At 51.6% G+C, this 17,366-nt stretch carries 15 protein-coding genes; 6 read left to right on the forward strand and 9 right to left on the reverse strand.

What is annotated here, in order from left to right; all coding sequences use genetic code 11:
- The 5 genes from HY879_02325 to HY879_02345 form a co-directional block, all read left to right on the forward strand.
- Positions 1 to 272 (forward strand): substrate-binding domain-containing protein (locus HY879_02325; GenBank protein MBI5602167.1); only part of this gene is annotated, 272 nt, incomplete at its 5' end.
- 25 nt (positions 273 to 297) lie between these two features.
- The gene (locus HY879_02330; GenBank protein MBI5602168.1) at positions 298 to 1,560 is read left to right on the forward strand and encodes an MFS transporter; all 1,263 of its coding nucleotides are present in this window, start codon (positions 298 to 300) and stop codon (positions 1,558 to 1,560) included.
- Between the two features lie 151 nt (positions 1,561 to 1,711).
- Entirely contained in the window at positions 1,712 to 3,160 is a 1,449-nt protein-coding gene (locus tag HY879_02335) for a CoA-binding protein (protein ID MBI5602169.1), read from the forward strand.
- A 502-nt stretch (positions 3,161 to 3,662) separates the two neighbouring features.
- A complete protein-coding gene (locus HY879_02340; protein ID MBI5602170.1) occupies positions 3,663 to 4,823 on the forward strand; it encodes an iron-containing alcohol dehydrogenase in 1,161 nt (386 codons plus the stop codon).
- Entirely contained in the window at positions 4,807 to 6,543 is a 1,737-nt protein-coding gene (locus tag HY879_02345) for a PAS domain S-box protein (GenBank protein ID MBI5602171.1), read from the forward strand. Before HY879_02340 ends, HY879_02345 begins: the two co-directional genes overlap by 17 nt.
- A gap of 8 nt (positions 6,544 to 6,551) precedes the next feature.
- Here the strand turns inward: HY879_02345 and HY879_02350 are convergent, their stop codons facing one another.
- The 7 genes from HY879_02350 to HY879_02380 form a co-directional block, all read right to left on the reverse strand.
- Entirely contained in the window at positions 6,552 to 7,289 is a 738-nt protein-coding gene (locus HY879_02350) for a nucleoside phosphorylase (GenBank protein MBI5602172.1), read from the reverse strand.
- Positions 7,290 to 7,431: 142 nt separating this feature from the next.
- On the reverse strand, positions 7,432 to 9,138 hold the full coding sequence (gene recN / locus HY879_02355; GenBank protein MBI5602173.1) for a DNA repair protein RecN: 1,707 nt from the start codon (positions 9,136 to 9,138) through the stop codon (positions 7,432 to 7,434).
- Between the two features lie 97 nt (positions 9,139 to 9,235).
- Positions 9,236 to 9,439, reverse strand: coding sequence for a cold shock domain-containing protein (locus HY879_02360; GenBank protein ID MBI5602174.1), 204 nt, complete (start codon positions 9,437 to 9,439; stop codon positions 9,236 to 9,238).
- Between the two features lie 195 nt (positions 9,440 to 9,634).
- Entirely contained in the window at positions 9,635 to 10,753 is a 1,119-nt protein-coding gene (locus tag HY879_02365) for a hypothetical protein (GenBank protein ID MBI5602175.1), read from the reverse strand.
- 45 nt (positions 10,754 to 10,798) lie between these two features.
- Complete coding sequence (locus HY879_02370; GenBank protein MBI5602176.1) at positions 10,799 to 11,680, reverse strand: prepilin-type N-terminal cleavage/methylation domain-containing protein; 882 nt, start codon at positions 11,678 to 11,680, stop codon at positions 10,799 to 10,801.
- A 1-nt stretch (position 11,681) separates the two neighbouring features.
- Positions 11,682 to 12,164 (reverse strand): GspH/FimT family pseudopilin, encoded by a 483-nt coding sequence (locus HY879_02375; protein MBI5602177.1) that lies wholly within the window; start codon positions 12,162 to 12,164, stop codon positions 11,682 to 11,684.
- 212 nt (positions 12,165 to 12,376) lie between these two features.
- Entirely contained in the window at positions 12,377 to 13,141 is a 765-nt protein-coding gene (locus HY879_02380) for a prepilin peptidase (GenBank protein MBI5602178.1), read from the reverse strand.
- Between the two features lie 536 nt (positions 13,142 to 13,677).
- On the opposite strand from HY879_02380, the gene HY879_02385 reads away from it, so the two are divergent.
- Positions 13,678 to 14,286 (forward strand): threonylcarbamoyl-AMP synthase, encoded by a 609-nt coding sequence (locus HY879_02385; protein MBI5602179.1) that lies wholly within the window; start codon positions 13,678 to 13,680, stop codon positions 14,284 to 14,286.
- Here the strand turns inward: HY879_02385 and sppA are convergent.
- Both sppA and HY879_02395 read right to left on the reverse strand, forming a co-directional pair.
- Positions 14,274 to 15,176: a signal peptide peptidase SppA gene (gene sppA / locus HY879_02390; GenBank protein MBI5602180.1), complete on the reverse strand. Its 903-nt coding sequence runs from the start codon at positions 15,174 to 15,176 to the stop codon at positions 14,274 to 14,276. The genes HY879_02385 and sppA overlap by 13 nt on opposite strands.
- A gap of 309 nt (positions 15,177 to 15,485) precedes the next feature.
- Positions 15,486 to 17,270, reverse strand: coding sequence for a 30S ribosomal protein S1 (locus tag HY879_02395; protein ID MBI5602181.1), 1,785 nt, complete (start codon positions 17,268 to 17,270; stop codon positions 15,486 to 15,488).
- Positions 17,271 to 17,366: the final 96 nt, after the last annotated feature.

Raw genomic sequence — 17,366 nt, forward strand, 5'->3', positions numbered from 1 at the left:
AAAGGATCCTGGCCGAGAAAGGGGTTCACCCTAAAAGCACCCTGGTCTTCCACAGCGTGGAGATTCTGAAGCGGTGCGCCCGGCAGGGCGTCGGGGTTACCCTCCTGCCTGAGACGGCAGTAAAAGAGGAGATCGCCAACAAAAGATTAGCGCCCCTTCCGTGGGAGGAAGGCCGACCGGAAACGGCCTTTATGATGATCTGGTATCAGGAGCGCTGGCTCTCCCCTACCCTTAAGGCCTTCATGCAGATTACCAGGGAGATCTTAAAATAACGGTCTATTAAGGACCGGCTATAAGGTGGAAAAATTGAAGGACTATACCCGTATCGCCCGAAAGATAACCATCGTGTTGTTTTTGTCCCAAAGCCTCAGCTCGGCCGGATTCATCGCCGCCTTCGCCGTCAACGCCCTCGTCGGCGTTGACTTGAGCGGACAGCGGGCCATGGCGGGCGTGCCCGGTGCGGTTTATGTCCTGGGACAGGCTTGCGGCGCCCTGGTCTGGGGCTTCAGCATGGATCGAATCGGCCGGCGGGGAGGCTTTACGTTAGGCCAGGTCATCGGGGTAGTCGGATCGATGATCGCCGTGAGCGCGGTGGCCGGCCGTTCTTTCTTTCTATTCCTGACAGGCCTTACTCTGGTGGGGATGGCCAGGTCGGCCGTAGATCTGGGCCGTTTCGCCGCGGCTGAAGTACACCTGCCGGCCGAGCGGGGAAGGGCCATTTCGCACGTCGTGCTGGGGAGCACCGTAGGAGCGGTGGTCGGTCCGCTCCTGGTGGGTCCTACCGGGGGTTTAGCCCGCTGGGCAGGATTTCCGGAATTAGCCGGACCTTATAGCGTCGGTCTTGTCGGCCTGCTCCTGGCGGCGATTCTGATCTTTGCGGGTCTGCGGCCGGACCCCCGCGATGTCGGACGGGAACTCGCCCAGCGCTATCCGGAAACGGTCCCTCGGGAGGGAACCCGCTCCCTGTTAGAAATCGTGCAGCAGCCGGGGGTAATGGTAGCCATGGTGTGCGTGATCTTTGCCCAGATGGTGATGGTGGTACCCATGTCCATTACCCCGGTTCATATGAAGGCACACGAACACTCCTTGAGCGCCCTCTCCCTGGTGATCTCGGCCCACACCTTAGGAATGTTCGCCTTCTCCATGGTTTCCGGGCGAATGACCGACCGCTGGGGGCGGACCAAGGTGATTATCCTGGGTTCGGTGGTGCTGATCCTCTCCTGCCTCATGGCCGCCCCTTCAACAGGCCTGTTGCCCCTGATAGTCGCCTTATTCCTGCTGGGACTGGGCTGGAACTTCGCCTACGTGGCCGGGTCCGCCCTGCTGGCCGACCAGCTTTCGCCCGGAGAGAGGGCCAAGACACAGGGTTTTAACGATCTGCTTCTGAACCTGGCCTCGGCCGTCGGTCAGGTTGTCAGCGGGGTGGTCTATGCGGCCCACGGGTACGGAGTTATGGCCATAACGGCCGCAGCAGCAGCGCTGGCGCCGCTGGTCTTTTCCCTATGGTGGCAGGCGGCAGGCCGACGGATTGCGGTAACCCGCCAACCGGGGGGAAGTTAATTTGGTTATTCTTTTGATCGTCGTCGCTGAGGTTGTTTGGGTCTGGCAGAAAGCTTACAGTCCGGACCTGATCGCCTGAGGCTTATTTTATTCTGGTCAAGCCTCATGGACTGTGATAAAAATCAGGCCGGAAAAGAATGGAGGAGGAATCATGGAACCAGACCCCAAGCTCTTTGATTATATCTTTAATCCCCGCCGGGTGGCCATCATCGGGGCATCCCCCCATGATCTGGCCACCCTCGCCCAGATGAAAACCAAAATAAAGGATCGGTTGTTTCTGGTAAATCCAAAATATAAGGAAATTTTTGGAAAGAAATGCTACTCCGGAATCGGGGAGGTGGAATCCGAGATAGATTATGTCATCCTCGGGGTTTCAGCCTCGGTTCTGCCGGCCGTTTTGGAGGATTGCATTCGAAAAGGGGTCAAGGCCGCTCAAATTTTTACAGCCGGATTCAGCGAAACGGGGCTCCCCGAAGGGATCGAACGGGAAAAGTCCCTGAAAGAGATGACCGCCGGCCGTATCCGCATCATCGGTCCCAATTGTTTCGGGGTCTATTGCCCTTCCTCCGGCCTGTCCATTATCCCTGAGGCCCCCACCGAGAAAGGCCATATCGGCGTAGTGGCCCAGAGCGGGAGTGTGGCTGAATCCTTCTCTTATCTGGCCTATACCAAAAACCTGCGGTTCAGCAAGGTGGTGAGTTATGGCAACGCCGTTGATCTGGACAGCCCTGATTTCCTGGAATACTTGGCCGACGATGAGGAAACCCATCTTATCGCCCTTTATGTTGAAGGCACCAGAAATGGCAGACGGCTGAAAACGGCTTTAGCCAAAGCCGCCAGGCAAAAGCCGGTGATCGCCATTAAGGGGGGAATGACCGAACAGGGTATGCGGGCGGCTACCTCCCACACCGCTTCCCTGACCGGGACCCCCGCCGTCTGGCGCTCTTTTTTTAAACAAACCGGGGCCCTTCAGGTAGACAGTTTTGATGAGATGGTGAACACCATCATGGCCTTCCAAAACACCCCTCTTCCGTCCGGTCGGGCCGCAGCCCTGATCAGTAACTCAGGGGGATTCAGTGTAATCCAAACGGACCTCTGCATGAAAGCCGGGATCGAGGTGCCCAGATTCTCCCAGGAGACTATTGACTCCCTTCGGACACTCGTCCCTCTGGCCGGGACCAGCATCGGCAACCCCCTTGATGCCTGGCCCATATACTATAACCTGTCTTCCTCGGGAAACCTGGCTGACATCATCAGGATGGTTTCCTCAGACCCCCGGATCCATTCCCTGATCTTTCAATTTGACCAGTTTCGCTATTTGCGCCGGGTGTTGGGTAAGCGAGTGGAAGCCCACATGAGCCGATTAATCGAATTGATCGTGGAGGGGTGTCTGTATACCCGGGAAGAAGAAAAAAAACCGGTCTTATTTTGCGTCTCCCTGGATCCCTACCTGGAAGACGAGGAGGAAAGACACTACAATCTCCTGATGAAAAAGGCCTTCATCTCCAAAGGGTTTCCGGTCTATGCCAGCCTGGATGGCGCGGTTAAGACCCTTTCCCATTTATGCACATTCAGTCACACCCGCCGGTTAAGCCGCTGATCAGGACTAGGCCATCTAATGAACTGCGTAATGAATCCTATTATTCATCTTCGGCTATCTCTCCCACCACTTCCCGTTTGGCCTTCACCCAGGGAAGGAGGAGCGTTATACCCCATAACTTCGGGACTACCTCGAAAATTGAAATGTAACTTAATGATAAACTGACTGTTTTGTCAAGAAAATTTACGGACCTGATTTTCCCGAAACGCCCGATTTTCTCCTTGACTCTCATTTCCTCCCTACTTTATACTTATTTCATCCGGAAGCCATTTTCTTATCATAAGGATTCGGACAATTACGTCGATCTCTTCTAAGTCCGTCACAAAATGCATCGGCCGCATCATCAAGGGTTCGGCCATGGGCGCCATTACAGAACTTCTCAGCTTCCGTCCCCAGGTTGTTTTATGATGATCAGTCAACGCTGAGGCTCGGCATGAAAGAGGGACCGCCCGGTGGTCTGAAGCAGGGAGGCTGTCCGGGAAGGCTCTCAGGGAGGATCACGATGACTACCAACGAAAAACCGGATCTGAGGAAATTCGTCGTTCCGGATATCGTTTTCGGGGAAGGGGCCTTGAGCCTGATAGGGCAATATGCAGCCAACTTCGGCGCTCGTAAAGTACTCCTGGTCACCGACCCCGGTGTGCGGGCGGTCGGTTGGGCCGGCTCTGTGGAAAAGGCCCTGAAAGAAACCGGGATCTCTCTGGTGGTTTTCGATGACGTGACGCCCAATCCCAAAGACCACGAAGCCATGGCCGGCGCAGACCTGTATTGTTCTGAGAAGTGCGACGTTATCGTGGTCGTGGGGGGCGGCAGCCCCATGGACTGCGCCAAGGCCATCGGCATCGTCGCGACCAACCAGCGGCACGTCCTGGAGTTTGAAGGCATCGACGAGGTGGTCATTCCCGGCCCGCCACTGATCTGCATTCCCACGACGGCCGGTACCTCGGCCGACGTTTCGCAGTTTGCCATCATCACCGACACGGTGCGACAGGTAAAGATCGCCATCATCAGCAAAACCGTGGTTCCCGACGTGGCTTTGATTGACCCGACCACTACGGTCACCATGCCCGGAGAACTGACCGCCGCCACCGGAGTGGATGCGCTGGTGCATGCTGTCGAGGCCTATGTTTCAAACGCCAGTTCGCCGCTGACCGACCTGAATGCGCTGGAGGCCATCCGCCTGGTGATCCGTCACCTGCCCGGCGCAGCCCGGGATCCCCGGGACATGGAGTCCCGCAACGGCATGATGCTGGGCAGCCTGCTGGCCGGATTGGCTTTTTCCAACGCCAGTCTGGGGCTGGTTCACAGCATGGCCCACGCCTTAGGTGGGCGGCTGGATCTGGCCCACGGTGACTGCAATGCCATTCTGCTTGAACACGTGGTCCGTTTCAATTTTGAGGCCGCCGCCGAGCGATACCGGACGATAGGCCGGTTGATGGGGCTCGACCTGCCGGGATCGGCCGACGATGGATCAAAGCTGGCGGAAGCTTTTGGCCGTCTGCGCCGGCAGGTGGGCATCCGCCAAACGCTGGGCCAGTTAGGGGTGCCCCCTGACGATATTCCGGATATGGCGCGCAAGGCCTTACGCGATCCATGTCTGGCGACCAATCCCATTTTTCCGACGGCCCGGGAAATCGAGGTGATCTATGAGCAAGCCCTCTGAGGGACAACCGGACCGGTCTGAAATGAGGACCAAGATCATGGGACTGGGAGAACGGGCCGGCCGCAAGAGCTTTTACCCCCAACTGCAGGCCCGTATCCGGGAATTGGAAGAGCATAAGGTTCACCTGGAAGAAAAGTCGGCGGCCCTTTCCAATATGCTGCAAGAACTTGACGGTGCCTGTCGCAGGGCCGAGGAAGGCGAAAAGCGGTTTCGAGAGCTGGCCGAGCTTCTTCCACAGACCGTTTTCGAAACGGATCTGGCGGGTCGAGCCACCTTTGTCAACCGTTTTGCTTTTGAGATGTTCGGATACACTCCTTCTGACTTTCAACAAGGCTTAAACGCCCTGGACCTGTTAGTGCCCGGGGAACGTGACCGGGTGCGAGCCGATATGTCCAGAAGACTGCAAGGCGAAGATCTTCCGGGTCAGCAATATACAGCCCTGCGAAAGGATGGCAGCACCTTCCCCTGCATCATCTATACGACGGTTATCCGAGATGACGCCGGAATAAAAGGTTTTCGGGGGATCGTCGTTGATATCACCGAGCCGGTGCGACTCCGGGAGCAGAAAGATTCGATTGAAGAACAATACCACCAAGCCCAGAAGATGGAAGCTATCGGCCGGTTGGCGGGTGGGGTGGCCCACGACCTCAACAACCTGCTTTGCCCCATCCTCGGTTACGCCGAGATGCTTCTCGACCAATTTTCACCGGAAGACGAGCGGCACCATTCGGTCGAAGAAATCCACCGGGCGGGGTTGAGGGCCAGGGACCTGGTGCGCCAATTGCTCGCTTTCAGCCGCAAACAGGCCCTGGAGATCAAGGTGGTCGATCTGAACCGGGCCATCTCGAGCTTCGAGACGTTGTTGCGGCGAATGCTCCGGGAGGATATCGAAGTCCGGACGAAGCTTTCCCCTTCCAGGACGACCGTTTTAGCGGATGTGGGGCAAATCGAGCAGGTCATCATGAACCTGGCCGTCAATGCCCAGGACGCTATGCCCGACGGCGGCCGGATCTCCATCGAGACGGAGATAGCGGAGCTCGACGAGACCTATACTGCCGAGCATCATGGGGTGCAGCCGGGTCCCTACATCTTACTGGCCATGAGTGATACCGGCCAGGGCATGGACGCCGAGACCCGGGAACACATCTTCGACCCTTTCTTTACCACTAAAGAAAAGGGGAAAGGAACGGGGCTGGGTCTGGCCACGGTTTACGGCATTGTCAAGCAACATGGCGGCAGCATCTGGGTTTATAGCGAGCCGGGCAAGGGATCGACTTTCAAAATTTTCTTACCGTCTGCCCAGGCGGCTGTTACGGATTCGATCACCCCACTTGCGATGCCCAAAAACGGTCGCGGTACCGAGACCATACTCCTGGCAGAGGATAGCGAAATGGTCCGCAATCTGACCGTGCACATCCTGGAGAGGCAGGGCTACACCCTAATTTCGGGATCAAACGGGACGGAGTGCCTTCGACTTCTGGCGGATCATGACGGCCCTCTTGATCTGCTGATCACCGATGTGGTTATGCCCGATATGAACGGCAAGATGCTCTTCGAACGGGTGGCGACCCGCTGTCCGGGCATAAAAGTGCTCTACATGTCCGGCTATACCGACGACGTGATCGTTCAGCACGGTATTCTGGATGAAGGGATCGCCTTTATCCAAAAGCCTTTTACCGTCCAAAGCCTGGTCGCCAAGGTACGGGAGGTATTGGACTGAGCAAGGCTTTAATCCCGAACGACATAGCGCAATAAGAATCGAGCCACCTTTTTTCTGGCCTCTATAAATTTGGGCTCCCGGAAACCATGCCGCCAGGTCATTCCGGAAAGATCATCGGAGACGATCAAAATGGCGGCCCCTTCTATCCCTCGAAAGGCACTGACGGTAAAAAAGGCCGAAGTTTCCATATCCACTCCCAGGACCCCTTGAGATTGAAAGGATTTAACCTTTTCTATCGTTTCCCGATAAGGGGCATCGGTGGTCCAAACCGGCCCTTGTCTAAAGGGCAGCCCTTCTTCTTCCATGGCCTCCCGGAGATCTTTAAGCAACGACGAGGCAGGTCGGGGCTTTCTCTGGTTGGAGTAATGACGGGAAGTCCCTTCTTCGCTGAAGGCCTTATCCGGCAAGACGAGGTCTCCGGGGGATAAGCCCGGACTGAGACCTCCTGTCCAGCCCAGGAAGATAATACGCCGGGCACCGAGGGCTATCAACTTTTCCAGAATCATCACCGCCTGAGGGGCACCGACCGCCGGGCCGGCCAGTCCTGTGGCTCTAAGGGATTCGTTCAGTTGAAAAACCCGCAAAAAATTATTATTAAAGCCCGGGAACCCGGTTTCCCCAAAAAACCTGGTCAGCCGCTGCAGATCTCCGGGAAGGGCGATTAAAAGGGCCAGCGGATCGAGGCCGGGTTCTGAACGGGCCCTTTTAGGATTGATCAGGCAAGGGGAGGAATCAAACAGGATCATAATTATTAGTTCAAAAAAAGATTCCAATTTCGGATTTCGGAATTTAAAAGAAACTCTCCTTCAACATTCATGATTCATGATTCATGATTCGATATTCGATATTCGATATTTTCATGCTTCGTGGTGCCCGCTTCGGGCGGCATCACTTCCTGGCCTGAATCAACATTTCCCTGGCCGTAGACAGGGTCTTGGGGGAAGGCGATATCCCGCCCAACATCCGGGCCATTTCTTCAACCTGTTCGTCTTCTTTCAGGAGGCGGATTTGGGTCTGGGTCCGCTGATCCCGGGTTTCTTTAACCACCTGAAAATGGGTTTCGGCAAAGGCGGCGATTTGGGGGAGATGGGTGATACAAATCACCTGGTGGGCCTGGGATAGTCGGCGCAATTTCCGGCCTACAGCCCCGCCCAGACTTCCCCCTATACCGGAATCTACCTCGTCAAAGATCAGGGTTTCCAGGGAATCCTGATGGGACAACAAACCCTTGAGAACCAATAAAATCCGGGAGAGTTCTCCGCCTGAGGCAATCCGGGCCAATGGTCGCAGACCTTCTCCCAAATTGGGGGCGATATAAAACTCCCCTTTTTCTATTCCGGTCTGACTTAAAATCAGGCCTTCATAAAGAAAATTTTCATCCGCCTCCCGCTCGGTGGCAACCGGGGAAAAGACGATTTGAAATTGGCAATCCCCCATTCCCAGACCTTTTAATTCCCCCTCAACCCGGCAGGCCAGGTCCAGGGCGGCTTGTTTTCTTTTCCGGGACAGGTCCAGGGAGGTTTCGAAAAGGCGTTTACGTCCGGCTCGGATCATATCTTCCAATTCTTTACGCCGGGCGCTTTGGTCGTCTCCTTCTTTCAAATTTTTTTCCGTCTGCGCAAGATACGCCAAAACATCCTCGACCGTCGGGCCGTATTTAACAGTCAGCCGCTGAATCCGCTCCAACCGATCCTCAACCTGATCTAAAATCTGAGGATCAAAAACCAGACGGGAAAGGTAATCCCTCAATCCGATGTCGACCTCGGCCATTTGGAGTTGAAGGGATTCCAAATCCTGATACAGGGGTTGAAGGGTTGGATCAATAGAGGTTACCGATCGGATCAGGTCTTTGGAAAGAGACAGGGTGTTCAGACTGGAGTGTTCTTCTTCGGATAATACCTGCCTGGCCTGATGAACCTTCTCCCAGATCTTTTCCGCCTGTTGGAGAACCCTTTTCCGTTGCTGCAATTCCAGATCTTCTCCGGGTCGGAGTTCGGCCTGCTGAATCTCTTGAGATTGAAAAAGCCATAAGTCTTTCTGGGCTTTACGTTCCTGTTCCTTCCGGTTCAGCTCCCGCCAGGCATTAATCTCTTCTTCCAGTGCGGCAAATTGGTTCCGAACTTCTTCCCGCAAGGGCAACAGACCGGCAAAACGGTCTAAGAGATAAAGATGCTGAACCGGATTCAACAGGGATTGATGTTCATGCTGATTGGAAACGCCGACCAGGGAGCGGGTTACCCGACTTAAAACCGACTGGTTGATCAGGCTCCCATTGATCCAGGCCCGTGTTTTTCCACCGGGCTGGACCAGACGTTTGATCAGGATTTGTTCCTCGGCCGGTAAGCCCAGGGATTCAAGGACCCCCTGCAGCGGGTGTTGTAATGGAATGGAAAAAAGCGCTTCGACCCAGGCATCCTTGGCGCCTTGCCGGATCGTGTCCGGAGGTGGCTTTTCTCCTAACAGGAGATTGACGGCCTTGATAATAATGGATTTCCCGGCCCCAGTTTCCCCGGAGAGGATATTGAGTCCCTTTGAAAAAGAAAGGGCTACCCGATCGATGAGGGCCAGATTTACAATTTGAATTTGGTCGAGCACTGCCGCTTTCCGTCTTAAGGAGGATACTCATAAAAAAGGCCCTCCAGTTCTCACAATCCATAGAGGGCCTCCAATCAAGATTCCGGGTTGGTTAATTCTATGCCTTCATGACATTGGCGGCCTGTGGACCTTTATCCCCATCTTTAACTTCGAACTCCACATCTTGTCCTTGCTTCAAGGTTTTAAAACCATCCATCTGGATGGCCGAATAGTGAACAAAGACATCCGATCCCCCCTCCTGTTCAATAAACCCAAAACCCTTCGCATCATTAAACCATTTCACTTTCCCTTTACTCTTCATTCATGCCCCTCCTTATAAAAATAAAGCTATACGGAATCCCTATCCGTTGTCAGGCAGAATAAAAAAAAGGTAAAAAAGTCGTCCGCCCTTTTTTACCTTTATTTTTTTTAACGAGTTTCATAGAGGAAATCAAATGTCTTTGACAGGAAAGCTAACATATCCTTTTTTGTTCTGTCAAGGATTTTTATTACTTTTCTAAATCTGAGACCAGCCCCCGATGACAAAGGAATAGGTCGGTGGGGTCGGCGGCAGAAAGGCCTTTGAAATCTGGGAAATCCTATGAAATAGGCAGCCGTCTAAGGGCCCGATAGTGCCCTGGCAAACCATGGCCCCTCCCAGCTTTCCGGATCCCATGGATTGAATCGAACCATTGGACCAAAACACCCCAAGAATTTCAGAGAAATCCTTAAGGTTAATATCCCGGCCGGCGATAAAGGCCGTATCCAGGGCACGGTCTCCCGGCAGCGCAGTCGAGCCGCTCAGGGTGATCGATCCCGTAACTACAAGAGTTACACCCGACAACTGGTTTCCGGTAAGGGTCAGATCGCCATCGACAAAAACCAAAAGACCTTTCTGATCACCATTCAGGGTCAGGTTCTGATGACCCAGGAGAATCTGATTTCCCTCCTGTTGGGCTATGCTCCGATAGGCTTGAAATTCCTTTTCCGAGATCGGCGGAATATTCGGGGAAGAAAGATAATCCGAACGGGTCGGGTCCAGGGACTGGGTAACAGAAAATTGTCTTTTCTTGAGATCTTCAATGATTGAAGGGGGATCGATGGCATATCCCCGGTTGGCATGGAGGTTCCCAAAAATTTCCAGGGTGTTTTTAAGTTGGAGTGTTCCGGCTGTCACCATGCCGGTCTGAAAAATGGAAGGCACTCCCGAGGCTCCCCCTGATTGGGTACCATAAATAGTGGCCCGAACCCGGGCCATAGAATTCTGGTTGGTCTCTTTTCCCATCATAATGACTTCCGCATAGGTCGGTGTCACCTGGGGATCGTATCGCAAGTTTACAATCCAAAATTTGGTCCCCGGCCCGTTCGGACCCTGTGGTTCAGCCGCAGGCAAGTTCATTTCCTGGGCTGTTTTCCCCTGAAAAAAATAAAGGGGATTTTGACGATAAACCGACAAAAGCTGTTGCAATCCCGCTTCAGCCGCATATAAGGCCTGGAGACTTTGATTATACTGGGAACTGATCTTGAGTTCGGTGGTGCTGTTAAGAAAGGCCGTGGTGCCCAAAAGGGTCAGAATCAACAAACCCATCATGACTCCTATTAAGGCCGCCCCCTCTTGTTTTTTTAATGAAGACATGACACTCCTTTTCGTTTCATCCGAAGGGTTTCTTGCCTTTCCCGTTCAATTCCGTTTCATAATATAGGTGCTCAAGGTCAAACTATTTTTCTTGGCAGCTTGGGAAGCCGTTGGAGAAATCCCGATCCCGACGGAAACCTGAAGGTGAAATAATTCGGGTTTTATCGGGCTCACTCTTAAGTCGGTTATATCCTCCGCCAGGGGTTCAAAACCGCCGGCATTGATCTTTCTTTTCAAAACAGGGACACCCAGGTCGTGATATTTTCCGCCCGGATCATTGTGATCATTAAAGACCGCATAACTGACCAGACTGATCTCACCGACCTCCGTTCCGGCCGGATAGGCCTTTTTCAGTCCCTGGTTGCCCGGTTGGAAAGGATCGGTATCGATAAGCAGGGTTGATCCTGATATCTTATCGATTTGGGCCAATTCAGGCGGTTTGCCGATATAAACCAGATCGGAACGGTTGTACTGGGCATTGGTTTCCGAGCTGTTTAAACCCAGTGGAAGGAAGGTATCACCGGCCAGGACCCCCTGGGAAAGGGTAGTGGGATTGGTATCGCCTGAGAGGACGATCAACAGAGAAAGGCTATCCGGGTTATTTCCCCCCGGAGTTAAGGTGGCAACCCCGCTCAGGGAGACGGTCTGGGGGACCTTGGGGATAAAGGAATCGGGAATCCAGGCGGTCAGACCGGCCAAGAAGGACGGATCCAAAGCCGGATACCCGGCGCTTCTGAAATCACGGGCGATTATTTCCAAAGCGGCCCGCAATCTTTGTTGTCTCTGGGTGATCCGGGCTTGTGTTTTATAGGCATCGGCCTGGGACAAAAAAATCTGGCAAACCGTACCCAGAGCCACTCCTAAAAGGGTCAATGCGACCAGAACCTCCACCAGTGTAAATCCCCTGCGATTTTTTTTATTTTTCATTTCAGCCTTCTTGGACTTTAGCCCTGCCCTGAGATGACAAGGTGATTCTTTTTTGACCCGCAGAATTTTTCAAGACGATGGTAGTCCCCACCACAGACCCCCGGGGGGAAAAAACCGGATGATTAGTGCTGCTTGCTAAATCCACTCCTGGATAGTAATAAGGATTCCCTACCCTATTGAACTTCCGCAGCGTCCCTTCCTGGACCCCCGGCCAACGGGAAGTCCCGGAGAAAGATTCCCGTTCTAAAAAATAATGATCCTGTTCGGGGTCCATCTGAATGCGGTAAAAACAATTTTGCCCAATAGCTTTCATTCGGGCCAACTGAAAGTCAGAGATCACATTTTGCACCGCCCCTTCCAAACGATATTTAGGGATCAATTGGTTAAATCCATAACAACCGATTGAACCAAGCAAGCTGATCAGGGACAGGGTAATAATCATCTCCAATAAAGAAAAACCGGCTTGATTATCTCTTCGTTGCATCGTTGGTTACCTCCTTTCTTGGAATATTTATTTTTCCCAGCAGAGGCTCAGAGAACCCAGAGGCGAACCTCTTGTTCGCAAAGCGATAGGTTGGTTTTTCTTTGGCGGTTTTTCCCGCCAAAGAAAAAGATAAATTCTCTGTGTCCTCTGTGTCTCTGGGGTAAATGAATTAAATGAAAGGATTTTATTAAACGAACAGAAAAAGAAGACCCTTAACCGAGATACCAAATCAAAAGGGTTGGGCCGAAGAATAGGTGAATCACAGCCCCCAGGGAAAGAAAGGGGCCGAAAGGGATGGGGTAGGTGCGGTCTTTTTTCCAGATCAGGATCAGCCCAAGGCCCACCACAGTACCGGCCAGGGAACCCAACAAAAGGGTAACCAAAACCCCGGGCCAACCCAGGAAGGCACCGATCATGGCCAATAATTTGATATCCCCTCCCCCCAGTCCTTCTTTTCGGGCCAAACGCTCGTACCCCAAGGCCAAGAGCCAGAACAAACCACCGCCTAAGAGCAGGCCGATCAGAGAGGACCACCCGCCGGGGACCCCAATCAGCCAGGAAAGCGCCCAGCCAACGACTATACCGGGGAGGGTAATAACATCGGGGATGATCTGATGCGTCAAGTCGATCACTGAAATGACCAAGAGGGCCCCGAAAAAAAGCAGGGCTTGAAAAAAGGCCCAGGAAAGGCCGAACTTCCAGCCAATCAGGACCGTTGCCAAACCATTCAGGCCTTCGACCACAGGATATTGATAGGAAATCGGACCATGACAATAGCGACATGATCCTTTTAATAGCAAAAAGCTTACCAAGGGCAGGTTATCCAGAACCGAAAGGGGATGTCGACAATGAGGGCATCGGGAACCGGGCCAGACAATGGATTCATCCAGGGGCAGACGATAGATGCAGACATTGTAAAAACTACCGAGAACCAATCCGAGGAGCGCCAGGGCCAGATAAAACAATAGGGGATGAATAGCCAAAAGTGTCACAATCCTTTAATACGAAAATAAAGTTTCAAGATGCAAGCTTCGAGGGTGAAAAACCTTGAACCTTGAACCTTGAACCTTTTTTCATGAAGTGTTATTTTCTGTATAAAAGTAAAGAGATCGTTTGACAAGGTTTTTTTCTTCAAGATATAATGAACCGACTTTTTATTGGTGACCACTCGAACCAAATTGTGAACTTTATTGTCAGGGATAGAAACCCTGATATTCAGAATAAGCCCTCATGCCCCTTGGGGGCATCACGAAGCATGAAAAAGCGAATATCGAATATCGAATATCGAATCATGAATGTTGAAGGAGAGTTTCTTTTAAATTCCGAAATCCGAAATTGGAATCTATTTTCGAACTAAACCCTCATGACTCATTGGGTCACCACGAAGCATGAAAATTTTTTAGGCGATGGGCTATGGGCAAAATTAAATGGGTTTATGGGCTTTATTCGCCTATAGCCTATAGCCTCGTGCCTATAGCCTGAATTTTTCTATTTTCGTATTAAAGGAGCTTTTATGGTTTTCCGGATCAACTCTTCCAATCCCCAGAAGCGACTGATTGATAAGGCCGTCGACCTCTTAAAGGACGGAGGAGTCATCGCCTACCCGACCGATACGATCTACGGGTTCGGGTGTGATATGTACAACAAAAAAGCGATCCAACGTATCTACCAGATCAAAAAGAGAGACCTCCAAAAACCTTTCAGTTTTATCTGCTCGGATTTAAAAAACATCAGTTTATACGCCCAGGTCACCAATCAGGCCTATAAAATCATGAAACGTTGTCTGCCGGGGCCCTACACCTTTATCCTCCCGGGTACCAAACTGGTTCCCAAGATCATGGTGACCAAAAGAAAGACCGTGGGCATCCGGGTGCCCAATAACAATATCTGCCTGTCTCTGGTCAAGACCCTGGGAAATCCGATCATCAGCACCAGCGTCGGACTCTCCGGCGGAGAAGTCTTTTCCGATCCTTCTTTGATCGAAGAAACCTTCGGTGCCCAAATCGATCTGACCATCGACGGGGGCATCCTGGCCAGCCAGCCGTCAACAATCATTTCTCTGATTGATGATGAGGTCGAGGTGATAAGGGAAGGGTTAGGAGAATTCCGTCAATTCTTATAAAAAATAGGCGGGATCAGGTTGAGTTGGGCCGGCCAATCGGTTTGAAGGGACTGGATGATCTCCCCGATCATTTTACTGAAAATAAGATCCCACACAGAGAGCCTTTTCTTTTCCGGATAAATCAATTTGACTTCGCCGGAAAGGCCGACCATCTTTTTAGTCAGGTCTATGGCGTCTTCGAAACTTCCCAATTCATCGATCAACCCCAGGGCCTTGGCCTGTTCTCCGGTGAAGATACGCCCATCGGCAATCTTCTCCACCTGTTCCCGGCTCAACTTTCGCCCTTTAACGACAACCTCGACAAATTGTTGATAGACATTGTTAATAACCTCTTCCAAAAGACGCCGCTCTTCCGGCGTCATCTCCCGTACCGGTGAACCGATGTCTTTATAAGGACCGCTTTTAACCGTTTCCCGGCTTACCCCGATTTTTTTAAGGAGTTCTTTAAAATTGGGCAGATCCAGGATTACCCCGATGCTTCCGGTCAAGGTTGCCGGATTGGCCACAATTTTATTGGCTGCCAGGGCGACATAATATCCTCCGGAAGCCGCCACATTTCCCATGGAGGCCACCACTTTTTTCTTGGAAACGGTCCTCTGGATTTCTCGATAAATCTCCTGGGACGCGGCGGTACCCCCTCCTGGGGAATCGATACGGAGAAGGATCGCCTTGACCCGGTCGTCTTTACGATATTTTTTTATTAACTCCACCACCGGCTTGGAATCGGAAATGATTCCTTTTATGGAGACCACCCCGATCCGATTTCCAAAGCGTAGGCTGGAATCCTCATCAAGGAGAAAAGATACCCCCCCGAACAAAAGACCCAACCCCACAATCACCAAACCGGAAATCAGGATACCGAAAAGAATGGGGTGTTTTCTTTCTGACAAGGCCCTAACCTTAATAATAAGAAGTTATGAGTGAAGAGTTCGGAGCCAAATACTTAGCCAAAAAGAAATTTGGTAACAATTTAGCCCGTTGAAAATTTGTGACTTTCACCTGAAAATTCTGACTTTCTCATAGGTCATTCCCGTGAAAACGGGAATCCAGGTTCTTTTCAGCTCAGCATAACACCTGGATTCCCTTTTTCACGGGAATGACCGAGAAGTTATCGGTGTGTTTTCAAAAAGTTAAACTGATACGAGATTTTAAATTCTGGATTTTTAGCCTCACCAGAATATCAAGACCAGTTTATAAAATCAGGATTCGGAAGAATCCAGGGCGAATTTGTTTTTGTTTTCCATTTCCTCTCTAAGTAAATCGCCCAGATTGGAACTGGCTTCTTTGGAACCGCCCATGTATTCTTTGATCAAAGTCTGCTCTTCATCTTTCTTGGCCCGGCGGATGGAAAGCCCTATTCTTCTTTCTTTCTTGGCAACATTGATGACCTTGGCCGTGATCGTATCCCCCACCTTAAAAAGGCCGACGGGCGTTTTGATCTTTTCCTTACTGGCCTCTGATACATGGACCAATCCTTCTACCCCTTCTTCAATCTCGACAAATATTCCAAAATCGGTGACATTGGTGATGACGCCGTTGACCATAGCCCCGGTAGGATATTTCTTGGGAATTTCCTCCCACGGGTCGGGCTCCAACTGCTTGATCCCTAATGAAAACCGTTCTTGTTCCTTATCGATGTGCAAGACCTTGGCCTGCACCTCCTGCCCTTTTTTGTACAATTCCGAAGGATGCTTCACCCGCTTGGTCCAGGACATATCGGAAATATGCACCAAGCCGTCGATCCCTTCGTCAATACCAATAAAGAGACCGAAATCGGTGATGTTTTTTATCTTTCCTTCAATCACTGTGCCTACCGGGTATTTTTCAGCAATCACATCCCAGGGATTGGGTTCGACCTGTTTCATCCCCAAAGAAATCCTTTTTTTATCGGAATCCACCGACAGGACCAAGGCCTCGATCATGTCCCCCACGGAAACGATTTTAGAGGGATGTTTGACCTTTTGGGTCCAGGACATTTCGGAAACATGAATCAAACCTTCGACCCCATTTTCCAATTCCACAAAGGCCCCATAGTCGGTTAAGTTGACGATTTTCCCTTGTATCCTTCGGCCGATAGGGTACCGTTCCGTCACCGTGGTCCAGGGATCGGGATAGAGTTGCTTCAACCCTAAGGAAACCCGATGACGGTCCCGGTCAAAATTCAGGACCTTAACACGGAGGATATCTCCAACCTTGCAAAGTTCGGAGGGATGACTGGCCCGGCCCCAGCTCATGTCGGTGACATGCAACAGGCCGTCAATTCCCCCCAGATCGATAAAAATCCCATAATCGGTAATATTTTTCACCACACCTTCCATGACCTGGCCGGTTTCGATCGTGTTCAGAATGGTATTTCTTTGTTGTTCCCTTTCCTTTTCCAGGAGAGCCCGGCGTGAAAGGACTACGTTATTCCTTTTTTTATTGTACTTGAGTATCTTGAACGGGAAAGAGGCCCCTAAAAGACTATCCATTTCTCGAACGGGTTGTAAATCGATTTGAGAGCCTGGAAGAAAGGCCGGGATGCCGATGTCCACCGTAAGTCCGCCTTTGACTTTTCCGATGATCTTGCCTTCGACCACTCCATCATCCCGATAAATTCGGCTTATTTCATCCCAGACCAGGATTTTGGCGGCCCTTTCTTTAGAAAGGAGGATATCCCCTTCTTCATCGTCCCGTTTTTCAATCAGAACGTCCACCCCTTCGCCGATCTGTGCGGTTATCTCCCCTGAAGGGGTCATGAATTCATGAATGGGAATACGGCCTTCTGATTTATAACCGATATCGATCATCACAAATTCCTTGTCGATACTGACAATCCTTCCTTTTACCACTTCCCCTTCTTGAAAAGTCTTAAGGCTTTCTTCATACAGTTCCTTAAACTCTTCTTCCCCCTGGCTTCCCTGGGATCTTTCCTGCACAGTGGTCATCTCTTTGGCTTTGGTTTCGTTTTCTTGGTTGCCCATTTCCTCTGTCCTTTTTTCCATTAACCTTTTTTCCCCCTAAAATTCCTTTTTTTTCTTCTAAGGCGTTTCCCTTCTTAAACCCGCAGGCCCCATTGGGCGCTACGAATCATGAAAATA

It is taken from the genome of Deltaproteobacteria bacterium (assembly GCA_016219225.1).
Classification (GTDB): Bacteria; Desulfobacterota; RBG-13-43-22; order RBG-13-43-22; family RBG-13-43-22; genus RBG-13-43-22.